This is a genomic window from Streptomyces doebereineriae (assembly GCF_031845645.1).
GTDB classification, from domain to species: domain Bacteria; phylum Actinomycetota; class Actinomycetes; order Streptomycetales; family Streptomycetaceae; genus Streptomyces; species Streptomyces canus.
Window position 1 is genome coordinate 300,434 of the sequence record NZ_JAVREZ010000002.1, and the last position, 16,536, is coordinate 316,969.

The following is a 16,536-nucleotide window of genomic DNA, read 5'->3' on the forward strand; positions in this document are numbered from 1 at the left end:
GTATGTGACCCATCCACCGACGAGTCGGAAGAAGGAACAATGCCTCCCCGCAAGCGAGCCGCGGCAGCCGCCGGACAGGGCGAACTGCTCAGTGTCTCCAGCACCAAGGAGATCCAGGACATCCTGTGGAAGGCCGCGGACAAGCTCCGCGGTTCCATGGACGCCGCCCAGTACAAGGAGTTCGTGCTCGGCCTGGTCTTCCTGAAGTACGTCTCCGACGCCTTCACCGAACGCCGCGAGGAACTGGCCGCCGACCCCGAGCTGGCTCAGATCCCCGAGCACCGCCGGGCGGCCTTCTTGGAGGAGAAGGACGAGTACACGGAGAAGAACGTCTTCTGGGTGCCCCCGACCGCCCGCTGGGACCACATCTCCGAGAACGCGGCCAGCGCGGAGGGCGGCGTCGGCAAGCTGCTCGACGCCGCCATGGACGAGGTGATGAAGGCCAACAAGACTCTCACCGGCGTCCTCCCGAAGATCTTCAACCGCGACAACGTCGACCAGAAGCGCCTGAAGGAACTCGTCGACCTCATCAGCGACGCGCGCTTCACGGGCCATGGCGACCGCCCGGCACAGGACGTGCTGGGCGAGACGTACGAGTACTTCCTGGAGCGCTTCGCGCGGGCGGAGGGCAAGCGGGCCGGCGAGTTCTACACGCCGGCGAGCGTGGTCCGCCTGATCGTCGAGGTGCTGGAGCCGTACGAGGGGCGGGTGTACGACCCGGCGTGCGGCTCGGGCGGCATGTTCGTGCAGAGCGGCAAGTTCGTCGCGCGGCGACGCGGCAAGGACCACACGCACGACATCGCGGTGTACGGCCAGGAGGCCAACGAGCGCACGTGGCGCCTGGCCAAGATGAACCTCGCCATCCACGGCATGGACCCCAAGGGCGTCGGCGACCGCTGGGCGGACACGTTCGCGGACGACAAGTTGCCTGATTTGAAGGCCGACTTCGTGATGGCCAACCCGCCATTCAACATGTCCGACTGGGCGAGGAAGTCGGACGACGGGCGGTGGCGGTACGGGGTTCCACCGCAGTCGAACGCCAACTACGCGTGGCTCCAGCACATCGTGTCCAAGCTGGGGGAGCGGGGCAGCGCGGGCGTGGTCCTGTCGAACGGCTCGATGTCGTCCAAGCAGTCGGGCGAGGGCGAGATCCGCGCGGCGATGGTCGAGGCGGACCTGGTCTCTTGCATGATCGCGCTGCCGGGCAACTTGTTCCGTACGACGGCGATCCCGGCGTGCCTGTGGTTCCTGACGAAGGACAAGGGGCCGCAGGGCACGAAGGCGCTGGAGGACCGGCGGAGCAGGGTGCTGTTCATCGACGCGCGCGCGATGGGCACGATGGTCGACCGCACGGAGCGGATCCTAACGGAGGAGGACCTGGAGAAGATCTCCGACACGTATCACGCGTGGCGGGGCACGAAGTCGGCACGAGATAAGGGCCTTTCGTACGAGGACGTGCCGGGCTACTGCTACAGCGCGACGTTGGAGGAGATCGAGAAGCACGACTATGTGCTGACGCCGGGGCGGTATGTGGGGGCGGCGGAGGTCGCGGAGGATCCGGATGCGGAGCCGGTGGGGGAGCGGATCGCTCGACTGACGAAGGAGCTGTTCGAGCAGCTGGACGAGTCGGCTCGGCTGGACACTGTGGTGCGGGAGCAGTTGGGGAGGATCGGTGACTGAACGAACGGTGTCGCTTGCAGAATTGGTCGAAGAAAACCAGATTGAAGTCGGCGCTGGGCGGCCCCGATCGGTCCCCCAGGACCAGGGCCCACTCCCCATTTTGAGGGTTGCAGACGTCTTGGATGGCAAGATTGGGTCACTCAATCTAAGCCCATCGTCGGCAACTCATTCTCAGGAACTTGGCCCGAAGGTCTCACGCCCCGGAGATATTGTCCTCACTGTCAAGGGGACTGTGGGTCGCGTTGCTTTGATGCCCAGCCAAGGCCCACGCTTTGCCTATAGTCCACAGCTGTGTTATTTCCGGCCATGCATGGATGGTCCGTTGGCGGCACGATACCTGTACTACTGGCTCAGGGGTGCCGATTTTTGGATTCAAGCGAATGCCCTAAAGGGGCAAACTGACATGGCAGACTTCATTAGCTTGGGTGACATTCTGTCGCTCAAGTTGCGGCTCCCTTCCCGGACGGAGCAGGAGAATGTAGTTGGTGTCCTCGGGGCGCTGGACGACAAGATCGTGGTCAATGAGCGCATTACGGCCACTGCCGAAGATCTATGTCAGTCCATTTTCTCGGAACAGTCATGGGAGGCGCGTACGACTGTCGAGTCAATTGCGATCCTACGCAAGGGACAGGTTGCTCCCGACGCTCTGAGCGAGACGCAGGTGGATCATTACAGCCTGCCCGCGTTCGACTCGGGTGCGATGCCTGAGGTGACTGATCCCCGATCCATCAAGAGTTCGAAGTTCGTCGTTCGGCAGCCGTCGGTTCTTCTGTCGAAATTGAACCCCGAGATTCCTCGAGTATGGAATGTTTCACCACGTCAGAAATGCACGGCTCTCGCGTCCACAGAGTTCCTTGTGCTGGAACCTCGAAACGATGTCACCGCGGCGGAGTTGTGGGCGGTCTTGTCTCAGCCCGGACTGCTTGGCGACCTCGCCAGCAAGGTGACCGGTACTTCCAAGAGCCACCAGAGGGTGCGGCCAGCGGAGGTGATGACTTCACAAGTTGTTGACCCGCGCGACCTCGGAGATGTCCGGGGACAGGCACGGACTCTGCTCAGCCGCGTCATGCAGGCCCGCGATGAATCCCTCGCCCTCGCGACCCTCCGCGACACACTTCTCCCCCAACTGATGTCCGGCAAGCTCCGCGTCCGTGACGCCGAGAAGATCGTGGAGGGCGCTGTATGACCAGCGAAGGGAACCACGACCACACCCCCGCCCACCTCGACGCCAAAATGACCGAGTCCACCTGGGAGTACCTCGCCCTCGACGAACTCGCTCAACTCGCCTGGGAAACCAAGCCCGGCAAGGACCTCGCCCCCGGCACCGGCCACCGCCGAGACTGGGACGACCTGATCCTCCACGACGAGCTCCAGGCAGCCATCGAGAAGCTGAACCCGGAGCTGACCGCAACCGCCGTCCACGAAGCCCTCCGTATCGCCACCGACCCCTCCTCCCGCGAGGCGTACCAGGAGAACAAGCAGGCGCACGAGTACCTGACCGCCGGCATTCGCCTCGCCTACACCGACGAGTTCGGCGCCGAACAGACCCCGACCGTCCGCCTCGTCGACTTCACCGATCCCGATGCGAACAGCTACCTCGCCGTCAACCAGGTCACGGTCAGGGACACCGACGGCAGCCACCGCCGCTTCGACATCGTCCTGTACGTCAACGGCCTCCCCCTCGCTGTCGTCGAACTCAAAAGCGCCTCGGACGAGAACGCGACCCTCAAGTCGGCGCACGCCCAACTCCAGACGTACGTCTCGGAGTTCCCGATCGCGTTCCGCTACAACGTGGTCTGCCTGGTCTCGGACGGCATAACCGCCAAGTACGGCACGGCATTCACGCCGTACGAGCACTTCGCGCCCTGGAACGTCGACCACGAGGGCGAACGCGTCGACACCAACGAGCCCGGCTACGACGGTCTCGACGCGCTGAACCTGGCTCTCCACGGCCTGTTCACGCAGGGCTGGTTCCTCTCCCTCACCCGCAACTTCGTCAACTTCCCCCCGCCCAAGCCGGGCGAGCCCCTCTCCGGCAAGCGCATCGCGAAGCCGCACCAGTACTTCGCCGTGAACAAGGCTGTGGACGCCGTCGTCGAGGCATCGCGGACGAACGGCCAGGCTGGCGTCGTCTGGCATACGCAGGGCGCGGGCAAGTCGGAGGAGATGGTGGAGACGGCGGCGCTCGTCGCCCGCCACCCGGCGCTCAACAACCCCACCATCGTCGTCATCACGGACCGCAATGACCTCGACGACCAGCTCTACGACACCTTCCTCGACAGCGAGACCCTGCTCGGCCAGAAGGCCCACCAGATCGACACGCGGGACGAACTGCGTACCGAGCTGACGCGGCGCAACGTCGGCGGGATCGTCTTCACCACCCTCCAGAAGTTCGGCCTGAGCAAGGAGGAGAAGGACGCCGGCAAGTCGCACCCTCTCCTCTCCGAGCGCCGGAACATTCTCGTCATCGTCGACGAGGCCCACCGCTCGCACTACGACAGCCTCGACGGCTACGCCCGTCACCTGCGCGACGCCCTGCCCTACGCCACCTTGCTCGCCTTCACCGGTACGCCGATCTCGAAGGCCGAGGCCGACACCCGTGCCGTCTTCGGCGAGTACATCGACATCTACGACCTGAAGCGCGCCGTCGACGACGGGGCCACGGTCCGCGTGTTCCACGAGCCGCGTGTCATCAAGGTCGACCTGCCCAAGGACGTCGACCCGAACACGCTCGACGAACAAGCCAACACCCTCACCGAGGGCATGGACGACGCCGAGCGCCGCCGAGCTATCCAGTACGCCACGACGATGAACACGGTCTACGGCGCCGAGGACCGCATAGCGACGCTAGCCGACGACTTGATCGCCCACTGGGAGCAGCGCCGCGAGCTGGTCAAGCCCGACATCGGCGCCCCCGGCAAGGCGATGGTCGTCTGCGCGACCCGCGAGATCTGCGTACGGGTCTTCGACGCACTGGCCGAGCGGCGGCCCGGCTGGGTCAGTGACGAGGTCGACAAGGGCGTCATGAAGATCGTCTTCCACGGCGACCGCTCCGACCCCGAGCACATGCGCAAGCACTCGCTGCGCAAGTCCCAGCAGAAGGTCGTCCAGAAGCGCGCCAAGGATCCTGACGACGAGCTGGAACTGCTCATCGTCCACTCGATGCTGCTCACCGGCTACGACGCGCCCCCCATCCACACCCTGTACATGGACCGCCCGATGCAGGGCGCCAACCTGATGCAGGCGCTCGCCCGCGTCAACCGCCGTTTCCGCGGCAAGCAGGACGGTCTGCTCGTCGGCTACGCGCCTCTCACCGACAACCTCACCAAGGCCCTGCGCGAGTACTCGGACCAGGACCGCAAGGACCAGACCCTCGGCGCGGACATCGAACGCGCCGTCACCGAGGTCAAGAACGAGCTGGCCACCATCAAGGGGCTGCTGGCCGGGAGCCGTTGGAAGGAGTGGCTTGCCGACACCGGCCGCCCCGACTCCCGCAAGCGCGCGCTGCGCCTGACCGCCGACTTCCTGCGCGACCCGAAGAACCCGGGCAACAAGGTCGACCCTCCCGCCAAGCCGCTCTCCGTCCGCTTCAAGGACAGCGCCGCCCGGCTGGATCGTTTTTACCGTGTCTGCGCGATGAGCAAGGAGATCGCCGAGCGCTGCGAGGATTTGGACGACTGGCGTCGTGACATCTCCTTCTTCAGCGAGGTCCGGGCCTGGATGATCAAGCTCGACGCCGCCCAGCGCGAGGCGAGCGGGGAGCCGCTCAGCGCCGAAGTCCAGCGTTACCTGCAAGCTCTCGCGGCCTCGGTCGTAGACGCCGACGACATCACCGACCTGTACGCGGAGGCCGGGATCGGCCGGCTGGACATCACCCGTCTCAACGAGGCGCAGCTGCGCAAGTTGGAGAACTCCGAGACCCCTCACCTGGTCACCGAGGCCCTGCGCCGCATGATCCAGCAGAAGATGCGCGAGGTGACCAAGCACAACGTCGTCCGCAACGAGAGCTTCACCGAGCGTCTGAACGACCTGATGAAGCGGTACATGCTCCAGCAGATCACCAGCGCCCAGGTGATCGCTGAACTTGCCGCTCTGGCACGGGAGGTGTCTGCGGAGGCCCGTCGTGGGGAGCGGTTCGATCCGCCGCTGACCCACGCCGAGCTGGCTTTCTACGACGCCGTCGCACACCGCGACATGGCCGAGGCGATGGAGGGCGGCGACGACACCCTCGCCAAGATCGCCCGTGCCCTCGTCAAGGACATCCAGAAGAACCTCTCCGTCGACTGGCTCTCCCGCGAGCCCGTCCGCGCGAAGCTCCGCACCCGCATCCGCCGCGTGCTGGCGATGTTCGACTACCCGCCGGAGGAGGAGCGCGAGGCGGTCGACCTGGTTCTCAAGCAGATGGAGATCGTGGCCGCTCTGTGGGCGCCAGCTGCGAAGTAACCACGCCTAGGGGAGGGCGCCACCAGGGGCGCCCTCCCGTCACGGCCAGATGCACTCAACACGGTCGTGCCGTACGGCGTAGGCCGCCGGGCCGCCCTTCTCGACGGCCCGGTGGATGGCATCACGACGTGCGTCGAGACGCTCGACCATCTCGACGCTGCGAAGCTGCTGGTTGTCCAGGTAGAACAGCACCGCCTCGCGCTCCAGGACAGGCTGGATCTCCACGTCCCGGGTCTTGATCCGCCCGTCCTTCGACAACGGGACCCAGGACCGATCCAGACCGTAAGTGATCCACTCCTCGTCCGGAACGTCCTGTCCGTCGTCAGGAAAGACGTCCCCGATGCGGTGAACCGTCCACCCGCAGGCTCTCAGTCCTTCCGCGACACGGCGACCGAGGTTCCGGTCGAGGAAGAACTCAGGCGGCAAGGTGCACCACGGCCCGGCAGAGCGCGTCCACCTGCTCAGGCGTCATGTCGTAGTCGTAAGCGATGTCCTCGACGGTCTCCCCGGCCTCCCACAAGTCGGTGATGGCCTGGACCGTGACGCGGTTGGCGGCCACCACGGGGAGACCGTGTCCGAACCTCGGATCGATCACGACGGGGACGGAGTCCGGATACTGCCTCAGCCGCAGACTGGAGGGGAAGTCCTCGCCCGGCTCCCAGGTGAGGTAGCGGAGATAGTCGGAGACCACTTCGTGGATGGGGACCTGTCCGTCGCGTGCTCTGCGGAGATCTCCCCAACCGTGCTCGATGAAGATGTCCACGCCGTCCGTGGCGATCCGCTTCGACACAAGGCCGTAGGGGGTGTCGAAGGCGTCCCGTACGGCGGCTGCCGCCTCCCTGATCTCACTCATGCGGAGTCCCAGGGAACGGAGAGAGCGAAGGACGTGCGCCTCGGCCACCGCGATGAACGGCACCGACGGCTGCCCCCTCCGTGCCGGCTCGACCTGGTGGACCAGTGGCGCTCCGGCAGCCCTGCCCTTCAGCCACGAGGTGAGAGTCGACTGCGGAATCTCAAGGTAGGAGGCGGTCTCTGCGGGCGTCAGAAGTCCGTCCTTGAACCTGTCGACCATGCCCCACCTCCTCTTGGCGCCGGATTTCGCATCGTGCCACATCAAGCCTCCCACCTGGGGGTGGACCGCACACCCAGTCATTGGCTCAGCCGGCCGCACGGAGTTGGTCCCGGGCTCGGCAGTCCCCGCAACGGCCGGGTTCCGCCGAGCGGAATCCCCGATCGCAGCCGTCGCAGTTCCGCATGGGCACGACCGCCGGACGTACGGAGGGTTCCGCGCTTCTGGCCGGTGAGGGCAGAGAAAGAGGAGTCTCCTTGAGCCGGTAGGCGAGGATGCCGGCCGGGCGGGTCAGGAAGTGGTCGGGGAGCCGTGTGGTGAGGTGGTCCGTGATCTGCGTGGGCAGGAGCCCTGCCGCGAGCCACCGGGTGACGGCGGGGGCAAGGCGGGCGGCTTCCTGCGCGGACAGGATGAGGCGGGGGTCTACCCGGCGCAGTGCGGTGAGTACGGCGATGGCTCGGGGGTCGGCGTCGGCGAGCGGGATCGGTGTCTCCGCCTCGGCCTGCACGGGCTCCGCCACCTTTTCCTCCGCGGGCGCGAGCGCGGGTGTGACCGCAATGTTGCTCTGCTTGCGGGGGCGACGCGGCTTCGGCGGCTCGGGAGGCCCGTCCGGATCCGGATCACCGCCGGGGACGTCGTAGAAGTACGTCCGGGTCCGGACCTGTCCGGTGGGCGTTCGCTGGCGGCGGCGCTCCAGGTATCCGGCTGCTTCAAGCTCCCTGAGCGCGCGGGAGATCAGGATTTCGCCCTCGTCGAAGTGCTGGCACAGGGCGGTGATGGTCACGGACGCGCCATCAGGCAGTGAGGAGATGTACGCCGCGACACCGATCGTGACCGCGCTGCCCCGTCGCTGGGCGAGGGCATTGGAGATCACCGTGAAGTCGGCCGTGAGGCGGGTGCGTACGTGGATCACACCGGAGGTCGGAGCTCCGGCGTCGGCGCGCGGGCGCGCGTTAGACTGCGGGTCAGCCATCGGGAAGGGTCTCGTCTTCCTGATCGGTCAGGCCCTCGATCGGGATTGCCGTCCCGGCCGGGGGCCGTATCTGTTTGCGGTTGTCGCGGCGAACGTAGCCGCCCAAATCCCGCGCCTGCAAGCCGGTCACTCGGACGGGTGACGCGGGCCTCGCGGCCAGGAGGGTGGGTGGGCGGGTAGTTCTTTCCCCCGGTTCTTTCAGGAGGTCAGTGACCCGCCGGACCCTCGCGAACAAGGGCCCGGTGAGCCCGGGGCGTGGACGGCGACCGGAGCCCGGCCGCCTCAGGGACGGTGCTGCCCGGCCTTCAACTCGCCTATGAAGGCGGTCCAGGAGGCGGCTTCGAAGCACAGTGCCGGACCGTGCGGGACCTTGCTGTCACGGACCGGAACTACGGCCTCTCGGAACCCGTCGGCCACCTCCACGCAGTCGCCCCCCTCCTGATTGCTGTAGCTGCTCTTGCGCCAAACGACGCCGTTCAGATCGGGACGGGACCTTCGTTCCACGGTGGTTGTCCTCCATCACGGATCGGATCATGTCGAGCGACATGAGCGGGGGCAGAGCTGCCGCCCGCAGCCGATCGTAGGTCAGCGCGAAACTCCTGACCTCGTCCGGATCCTCGATGAGTTGGCCGTAATGCGCGCCTTCCGTGTAGGCGATCTCCGAGCCGTCCGGCATGGTGAGCACGGTGAGCGAGCCGCCCATGACATCGTGCTCGCCCTGGTCGAACGGCAGTAGCTGCACGGTGATGTCAGGCTCCGCCGCGGCCCCGAGCAGCCGCCCCAACTGCTCACGCATCACCGTCTGACCACCAACGGGACGCCTGAGCACCGCCTCGTCGAGTACCACCCACAGCTCGGGCCGATCGGCCGTGCCCAGACGCTCCTGTCGTCCCATGCGAAGGGCGACCCGCTCTTCCAACTGCTCCGCACTGCTGAGTGTTCGACCGACTCTCAGCACTGCCCGCGCGTAGTTCTCCGTCTGCAACAGACCGGGCACCACATGCGCCGCGTACTGCCGGATGACCACCGCCCGCTCCGAGTACTCCATGAACTTCCGCGACCAATCCGGAAACGCCTCCCGGTACACGTACGGCCACAGCTCCACCAGCAGATCGTCCGCACCGAGTGCCACATCCAGCGCCCGCGCCAGCTCCCGTGTCGGTTTCGCCCCGGACGCCCGCTCGATCTGGGTGATCCGGGTGCTCACCACGTGGACCTTGTCACCGAGTTCGGCCTGAGTCAGTCCGGCCGCTATACGGAGCCTGCGCACCCGCGCGCCGAACAGCGCCGCCATCGACGCGCTGGGGTCAATTGCGTTGGCCAAAGCGTCACTTCCGTTCCTTACGGACTGAAAAGTAAGGCTGCGTCACCTGTTGAGCGTAGGGCGATCGGACGACTCTTGAGTGCGGAACGTGATGGATCGCGCACATCGTGCAACATCTCCCTGCTCAACGGACAAGGACGGAACACGCCGTGCTGACAGAAACGACCGTCCCGGCGGACGAACCGGGGCATGGTGCCGCACCCCTCGCGCCGGAGGGGGAAGCCCTGACCGACGAACAGAACGAACCGCCGCCTCTTGTCGCACAGTTCGCCTCCTCGCCCCGGGCTGCGCGACTGGCCCGGCAAGTCGCCGTACGGCACCTGGAGGAGTGGGGGTATTCGTCGACGTCGGACGCATCGTGCGCGGTCGCCCTCGTCGTCGCGGAACTCGCCGCGAACGCCGTGCGGCACGGCCGCGTACCCGGACGCGACTTCGGCCTCCGGCTCACCCTCGATGCGGGGGCGGGCCTGGTTCGCGTCGAGGTCGCGGACGCGGCCTCCGCGAAACGGCCCCCAGCGGCCCCGCCCTCGTCGACCCCTGACGGTGAGTCAGGCCGAGGGCTGCTCCTGGTGGACGCTCTGGCCGAGCGCTGGGGTTCGGCACCCCGTCACCCCCTGGGCAAGACGGTGTGGGCGGACATTTCTGTTGCTGCTTCAACTAGCTCTAGATAGACGCAAGTTGCGATAACCAGGGTTACCAACGAGAACATGGATTGAGTAACTTCTCCGCCTCTAACGTCTGTTCCGTCACACCGAACTCGCGCCCAGCCGGAGGCTCACGCCTCTCGCTCACCGCACGAGTCCGGACCACGGAGGACAGAGGACGGAGAGAGCACCATGACGGGGCACCCTGCACAGAGCGAGCCGAACGAGGCGAGCGCATCGAACGATCACGGTGACCAGGGCGATCAGAGCCGGGGCGGCTCCTCGACGCTCTCCCGGCTGGCCGCCCGCCTCGAAAGCTCGGTGCTCGCCGAGGGACCCCGGGAACTCCTGCGCGGGGCGCTGGGCGCCACGGCGGCGGAGTCCGGCGCTTCCGCCATTCCGCACCTGGACCAGCGGGTGTTCCTCGACTCCATCAGCGTCAACGGCTTTCGCGGCATCGGCCGCAAGGCGCGTCTGCCGCTGACCGCTAAGCCCGGGGTCACTCTCGTGGTGGGGCGCAACGGCTCGGGGAAGTCCAGCTTCGCCGAGGGCGCCGAGACCGCGCTCACGGGCCGGACCGCCCGCCTGGACAAGCAGCGGGGCGAAGTGTGGCGCCGGCACTGGCGCAACCTGCACGACGGGGCCGAGCCGAAGGTCGAGGTCCGGCTCGCCATCGCGGGCGACCCCCGGTTGTCCACTCTGACGTGCACCTGGTCCGGCGACGACGTCACCGCCCCCGAGCTCGAGTTCAGGCGGCCGGGCCACGGGCGGCGGTCCTTCGCCGACATCGGGTGGGAGCGGGCCCTGAACGACTACAGCCCCTTCCTGTCGTACGCGGATCTCGACAAGGTCCTCAACGGCAGGCCCAGCGAACAGTACGACTCGGTCGCCGCCATCCTCGGACTCGGCGAGCTGACCGACGCGGACGAGCGGCTCCAGGGCATCGAGAAGGCTCTCGACTCGGCACTGAAGCAGGTAGAGGCTGAACGGCCCGCACTCGTCGAGGCGTTGTCTGTTCTGGACGACCCCCGGGCGGTACGCGCGCTCGCGGTCGTCGGCGGGGCGGGCGACCCGGACTTCGTCGAGCTCGACGCCCTCGTGACCGCGCTGCCCGACGCCGACGAGGGCCGTCTCCGGGAACTGCGTGCGACCGCCACGCTGGCCGGACCCGACCTCGGCGTGGTCGGCGCGGCCGTGGACCGGCTGCGCGAGGCCGTCGCCGTACTCGACGACGTACGCGCCTCGGGCGCCGAAGACGCCCACCAGCGCGCGGAACTGCTGACCAAGGCCCTGGAGCACAGCCGCCGCCACCAGGACGATGACACCTGCCCGGTGTGCGGTTCCGACCGGCCGCTGGACGAGACGTGGGCCGAGCGGGCCGCCGAACAGGTGGCGACCCTGCGGCGGGAGGCCGCGACCGCGCGAGAGGCTCGCACCGGGCTGCGGGACGCGGTGGACGCCGTCCGCTACCTCGTCACGCCCGTCCCCGCGTGGCTGCCCGCCCCGCTCGTTGACCCGTGGGAGGAGTGGCAGGCCTGCCGGGCGATCGACGACGCCGAGCGGCTCGCCGCCCGCGCCGAGACCGCCGCGCTGGTCCTCGCCGACGCCTGCGCAGCGCTGCGGGAGGAGGCCCTGCGGGAGCTGGAGAAGCTCGACGAGGAGTGGCGCGCCTGTGTCACCCGCCTCGCAGGCTGGCTCGACCGGGCCCGACCCGCGTACGCCGGCAGGACCCGGCTGCGCCAGGTCAGGGCGGCCCGCAAGTGGCTCAAGGAGGCGTGTGCCGAGCTGCGTGAGGAGCGGCTGCGGCCGTTCGAGGACCACTCGCAGCGGATCTGGGAGGAGCTCCGCCAGCAGAGCAACGTGGACCTGCGCTCCGTACGCCTGACCGGCAGCGAGAAGGCCAACGTGCGCAAGCTGGTGATGGACGTGGCCGTCGACGGCACGGAGGCGGCGGCGCTCGGCGTCATGAGCCAGGGCGAACTGCACTCCCTCGCGCTCTCGCTCTTCCTGCCGCGCGCCGCCGCGCCGGACAGCCCCTTCGGGTTCGTCGTCATCGACGACCCCGTGCAGTCCATGGATCCCGCCAAGGTCCACGGCCTCGCGAAGGTCCTCCACGACCTCGGGGAGAACCGGCAGATCGTGGTCTTCACCCACGACACGCGGCTCCAGCGGGCCTTCACCAACCAGGAATTCCCGGTGACCGTACTGGAAGTGGAGCGGGCGGACAGGTCCTTGGTGACCGTGAACCGGGTGACCGATCCGGTCGGTCAGGCACTGGCAGACGCACGCGCCCTCATCCGCACGCGAAACCTCCCGCCGGTCGCGATGACCCATGTGCTGCCCAGCCTCTGCCGCGCCGTCCTGGAGCGCGCCTTCTTCGAGGCCGCGTGGCTGAGGCTGCACCGGGCGGGGCTGGCCGAGCACGAGGCGGAGAAGATCGTCGCGGGTGCCCTCACGCTGTTGGACATCGCCGCCCTGGGGCTCTTCGGAGACCCGTCGAAGAGGGCCAGTGACGTCTACCGCGAGCTTCGCAGGCGGTGCGGCCCCGGGGCGGTGGACCTCATCCGGCACTGCCAGGAGGGCGCCCACCCGTCGGGCACCTCGATGCCGGACCCCTACCGGTTCGTGGACGACATCAAGGCCGTCGCCCTGGCGGTACGCAAGCCCGAGGAGGGGCCGTGAACCAGACGATTCGCCAGCTGCTCGACACCGCCGACCTGCTCCTCACGGACACTGGCGAGCCCGCCACACCCGCTGCCACGACCGTACCCGCTACGTCCGCTGCTGCCGCGGCGAGCCTGCGCCGAGGTGCCGCCTTCGCCCTGCGTGTGGCGCTGGAGAGCGCGGTCGCCGATCGCCTCACCGCCCACCGCGCGCCGCGCGCGATCCGGGAGGGCACCCAGCGGGCCGCGTTCCTCTGGCTCCGCGGTTGCGCCGAAGCCGGAACGGCCCGCCGGGTGAAGGCCGTGTGGAGCCAGCTCTGCCTGGGATGCCACTACCACCAGTACGAGATCGGTCCCACGGAAGACCAGGTCTGCGCGTGGCGTACCGAAGTCGCTGCGCTCGTCGCCCTGTTGACCAACTGAAACGACACCACGAGGACGCCACCGTCCACACAGAGCGGAACAAGGAGCAGCACCATGACGGCCCGTACGTCCAAGCGAACCCTGTACCGGCTCAGGGGCGTCCCTCCCACAGCCGACGCGATGTTCGACGCCCTGGACGCGGACCAGTTGGCGCGGGTCCACGCGGATGTCGACGTCCCTGAGAACCTCGGTGTACCGGCCGTCCTGGTCACCGGCAGCTTTGAGCAGCCCGTCGCGAGCTGGTGTGACGAGATCTTCCGTACGACGGGTATCGAGGTGTCGCGACCGGTCAACCGCTCGGCCGGACTGCTGATGCTGGCAGTCGACGGCGAGGTCTACTCCATCGGCTACGACCAGGGCTTCCGCCTGGTCCCCGACCGGCTGAAGGACCACCGCTTCGGGCTGAGCTTCGCGTCCCGCCGGGTGGACCCCGCGAAGATCCGGGACCTGGTGTCGCACACGCCGGGCGGTGGGCGCACCGACATCACCCTGATCCCGAGCGGGGCCTCGGTGTGGAGCCTGGGCATCGTCGAGCACGCCCAGATCGTGCGCCGCCTCGGCGGCCACCTCGACAACGTCCCGCTCACCATCTCCCGGGACAACCCGGCGAAGCTTTCCAGCGCCGAGGGGGGTGCGGGCCTGCGACTGCGCCTCGGCGTGGAGGGTATCGACCTCATCGCCGACATCCGTGCCATCGCCCGTGTGCTGCGCGAAGAGAGGCCGAGCCCAGAGTTGGAGTTCGTAGAGCACGTCGTACCCGTCGACGATCCCGGCCTGCTCACCCGGCTGGAGTCCGTCCTCGACGATCTCCTGGGCCTGGAGACGGACGGGAGGATCCGTGCCGCCGTCCCCGCCGATCACTGGGACGACTACACCGACGCCCTGGCGTTCAGGGTCAGGATCAACAGCAGCGCCGCCGGCCGGTCGACCGATGACTTCGACCTCGACTACGTCCTCTGCCGAGCTCGCGTCCAGCGTGCGGGTACTCGCGTAGCCGCACTCCGTGAAGGGACCGTCACCCTCTATCGGAACAGCCGCGCCGACCGGGCCGACGAGATCTGGACGTCCAGCGCGCTCCGGTGGATCGAGGCGGAAGTGTCACTCGACTACCACCGGTTCTTCCTGATGGACGACCAGTGGTACGAGATCGACCAGGAGTATCTGAAGGCGACCCACGTCCACGTCGAGCGGCTGATCACCGACTCTCCCTCCGTCGACCTGCCCCCGTGGGTCCTCGGAGACAAGGAGCGCACCTACAACGAGACCGTGCCGGACCAGCGGCCCGGATACGTCAGCTTCGACCGCGACAACGTTCAGACGGCATTGCACCGGGCGAACGGCGTGGAGGTCTGCGACCTGCTGAGCCCGGACAACGTCCTGGTCATGGTGAAGCGTGCCAAGGGTTCCGACGCACTGAGCCATCTCTTCAGTCAGGCACTCGTCGCCGTACAGACTCTGCGGAACTCCCCCGAAGGCAGGGAACGGTTCGCCGAGAAGGTCGCCGCGGCCCGGCAGGGGCACGGTCTGCCGGAGGACTTCCGGCCTTCGAAGGTCGTCTTCGCGATCCTTCTGAAGGACGGTACCGAACTCACCGCCGACACCCTGTTCCCGTTCTCACAGGTCACCCTGGTACAGACGGCCAGGACGCTCGAAGCGTGGGGTGTTCAGGTCGAGGTGGTCGGCATCTCCTCCGTCCCGCCAGTCGCCGCCCCGACGGGGATCCGACGGTTGGCGGCGTAGCTGACTCACGGAGCCAACCCTGGCGCATTAGGGTGCGGGGTGTGCAGCGCCTCCTGGTTCTTTTTGACCTCGACAACACCCTCGTGGACCGGCAGGGAACGCTCGCCAACTGGGCCGTCGAGTTCACCGCCCGGCACACTCTGAATGACGAGGAGCAGGAGTACCTCCTGGGCATGGTGGCCGAGCGGGCCTATCCGTCCACCTTCGACGCGATCCGCACCCGCTACCGGCTGCTCATGTCGACGGCAGAGTTGTGGCGTGCGTACTGCACCGATATCGCGGCCTTGGTGTCGTGCCCCACCGACGTCCTCGACGGCTTGGACGAGCTGCGTGCGGCAGGCTGGCGAGTGGGGGTGGCGACCAACGGCGCGGTGGACATCCAGCGCGCCAAGCTGCGGGCCACCGGTATCGCCGAGCGTGTGGACGGGGTCTTCGTCTCCGAGGAGGCCGACGTACGCAAACCGCAGGCCGGGCACTTCGCCCTGGCGGCGGCCCGCTGCGGCACCGAGCTGGGCGAAGGAGACTGGATGGTCGGCGACAACCCCGTCAACGACATCGGCGGTGGTCGCTCCGCGGGGTTGAGCACCATCTGGATCGCCAACGACCGCTCGTGGCCGCTGGACGATCCCGGGCCGGACCACACCGTGCCACACGCACGCGCCGCCATCGACCTGCTGCTTCTGCACTCCGTCGGCAACACGAGGACCACGACATGACGTACACCATCGGGCTGATGCACCCCGGCAGCATGGGATCCGCCATCGGCGCCCAGCTGCGCGCCCGCGGCCACCTCGTCCTGTGGTGCCCCGACGGACGCAGCGAAACAACCCGCCGCCGGGCTGAGCGCGCGGGCCTCGAAGCCGAGGCACTGCCCGAGCTCGTCTCCCGCTCCGACGTGCTGCTCTCCCTGTGCCCTCCCTCCGCTGCGGAGGAAACTGCGGCCCAGGTAGCCGATCTCGGTGCGGGCGACGCGGGCACGATCTACGTTGAAGCGAACGCCGTCTCGCCGTCGCGTGTGCAGCACATCGCCGACCGTCTGGCCCCGATGCCGGTCATCGATGCCGCCGTGGTCGGATCGCCTCCGGTGGGCGGCAAGTACCCGACGCTCTATCTGTCCGGTCCCGGCGAGCAAGCCGACCGGATCGTCGAACTCTTTACCGGCACCGACGTGCGACCCCATGTACTTGGCGACAGCATCGGCAAAGCCTCCGCACTCAAGCTCGCGTACTCCAGCTACCAGAAGGTCTCCCGCGTGCTGGCCGCCGTCGCATACGGGGCGGCGGACACGTACGGTGTCGCGGACGAGCTACTGGAGATCGCGGCCAAGCGCACCCGCAGCTACCTCGTGGAGACCGACTACATCCCCAAGACCGCTGCTCGCGCCTGGCGTTGGGGCCCAGAGCTTGAGGACGCGGCGGCTCTGCTCGCTGATGCCGGCTTGCCCGACTCCCTCGTACGCGCCGCTGCCGAGACCCTCACCCGGTGGGACGGAAACAGAGACGAGCGCCTGGATATCACCGAGGCACTGGGAGCCCTGCGCGTCGAAGGTGACCTGCACAACCTGAGTTGAGCAGGGT

14 protein-coding genes are annotated in these 16,536 nt (G+C 67.8%); 9 read left to right on the top strand and 5 right to left on the bottom strand.

The features are described 5' to 3' along the window. Positions 1 to 39 precede the first annotated feature (39 nt). The 3 genes from RNB18_RS06925 (at position 40) to RNB18_RS06935 (ending at position 6,123) form a co-directional block, all read left to right on the top strand. A complete protein-coding gene (locus RNB18_RS06925) occupies positions 40 to 1,680 on the top strand; it encodes a class I SAM-dependent DNA methyltransferase (protein WP_311713247.1) in 1,641 nt (546 codons plus the stop codon). 403 nt (positions 1,681 to 2,083) lie between these two features. Next, positions 2,084 to 2,866 (top strand): restriction endonuclease subunit S domain-containing protein, encoded by a 783-nt coding sequence (locus RNB18_RS06930; RefSeq protein ID WP_311713248.1) that lies wholly within the window; start codon positions 2,084 to 2,086, stop codon positions 2,864 to 2,866. Beyond that, complete coding sequence (locus tag RNB18_RS06935; protein WP_311713249.1) at positions 2,863 to 6,123, top strand: type I restriction endonuclease subunit R; 3,261 nt, start codon at positions 2,863 to 2,865, stop codon at positions 6,121 to 6,123. Before RNB18_RS06930 ends, RNB18_RS06935 begins: the two co-directional genes overlap by 4 nt. Before the next feature lie 39 nt (positions 6,124 to 6,162). Here the strand turns inward: RNB18_RS06935 and RNB18_RS06940 are convergent, their stop codons facing one another. From RNB18_RS06940 to RNB18_RS06960, 5 genes are all read right to left on the bottom strand, one after another. Further along, entirely contained in the window at positions 6,163 to 6,549 is a 387-nt protein-coding gene (locus tag RNB18_RS06940) for a PIN-like domain-containing protein (RefSeq protein WP_311713250.1), read from the bottom strand. Beyond that, positions 6,539 to 7,195: a DUF433 domain-containing protein gene (locus tag RNB18_RS06945; RefSeq protein ID WP_311713251.1), complete on the bottom strand. Its 657-nt coding sequence runs from the start codon at positions 7,193 to 7,195 to the stop codon at positions 6,539 to 6,541. The genes RNB18_RS06940 and RNB18_RS06945 overlap by 11 nt, the downstream gene beginning before the upstream one ends. 85 nt (positions 7,196 to 7,280) lie before the next feature. Then, entirely contained in the window at positions 7,281 to 8,165 is an 885-nt protein-coding gene (locus tag RNB18_RS06950) for a hypothetical protein (protein WP_311713252.1), read from the bottom strand. Between the two features lie 282 nt (positions 8,166 to 8,447). Further along, the gene (locus RNB18_RS06955; protein ID WP_311713253.1) at positions 8,448 to 8,588 is read right to left on the bottom strand and encodes a DUF397 domain-containing protein; all 141 of its coding nucleotides are present in this window, start codon (positions 8,586 to 8,588) and stop codon (positions 8,448 to 8,450) included. Continuing rightward, complete coding sequence (locus tag RNB18_RS06960; RefSeq protein WP_311713254.1) at positions 8,542 to 9,459, bottom strand: helix-turn-helix domain-containing protein; 918 nt, start codon at positions 9,457 to 9,459, stop codon at positions 8,542 to 8,544. The genes RNB18_RS06955 and RNB18_RS06960 overlap by 47 nt, the downstream gene beginning before the upstream one ends. A gap of 179 nt (positions 9,460 to 9,638) precedes the next feature. Between RNB18_RS06960 and RNB18_RS06965 the strand changes: the two genes are divergently transcribed. The 6 genes from RNB18_RS06965 to RNB18_RS06990 all read left to right on the top strand — a co-directional run bounded on the left by RNB18_RS06965 (position 9,639) and on the right by RNB18_RS06990 (position 16,529). Then, entirely contained in the window at positions 9,639 to 10,160 is a 522-nt protein-coding gene (locus tag RNB18_RS06965) for an ATP-binding protein (RefSeq protein ID WP_394817597.1), read from the top strand. A 165-nt stretch (positions 10,161 to 10,325) separates the two neighbouring features. Then, positions 10,326 to 12,815: an AAA family ATPase gene (locus RNB18_RS06970; RefSeq protein WP_311713255.1), complete on the top strand. Its 2,490-nt coding sequence runs from the start codon at positions 10,326 to 10,328 to the stop codon at positions 12,813 to 12,815. Then, positions 12,812 to 13,219, top strand: a complete 408-nt coding sequence (locus tag RNB18_RS06975; RefSeq protein ID WP_311713256.1) for a hypothetical protein — start codon at positions 12,812 to 12,814, stop codon at positions 13,217 to 13,219. The genes RNB18_RS06970 and RNB18_RS06975 overlap by 4 nt, the downstream gene beginning before the upstream one ends. A gap of 54 nt (positions 13,220 to 13,273) precedes the next feature. Continuing rightward, complete coding sequence (locus tag RNB18_RS06980; RefSeq protein ID WP_311713257.1) at positions 13,274 to 14,959, top strand: TIGR04141 family sporadically distributed protein; 1,686 nt, start codon at positions 13,274 to 13,276, stop codon at positions 14,957 to 14,959. Positions 14,960 to 15,000: 41 nt separating this feature from the next. Continuing rightward, positions 15,001 to 15,675 carry an HAD family hydrolase gene (locus RNB18_RS06985; RefSeq protein ID WP_311713258.1) on the top strand — a complete coding sequence of 225 codons (675 nt, stop codon included), beginning with the start codon at positions 15,001 to 15,003 and terminating at the stop codon, positions 15,673 to 15,675. Continuing rightward, positions 15,672 to 16,529 carry an NAD(P)-dependent oxidoreductase gene (locus tag RNB18_RS06990; protein WP_311713259.1) on the top strand — a complete coding sequence of 286 codons (858 nt, stop codon included), beginning with the start codon at positions 15,672 to 15,674 and terminating at the stop codon, positions 16,527 to 16,529. Before RNB18_RS06985 ends, RNB18_RS06990 begins: the two co-directional genes overlap by 4 nt. The last annotated feature ends 7 nt before the right edge of the window (positions 16,530 to 16,536 follow it).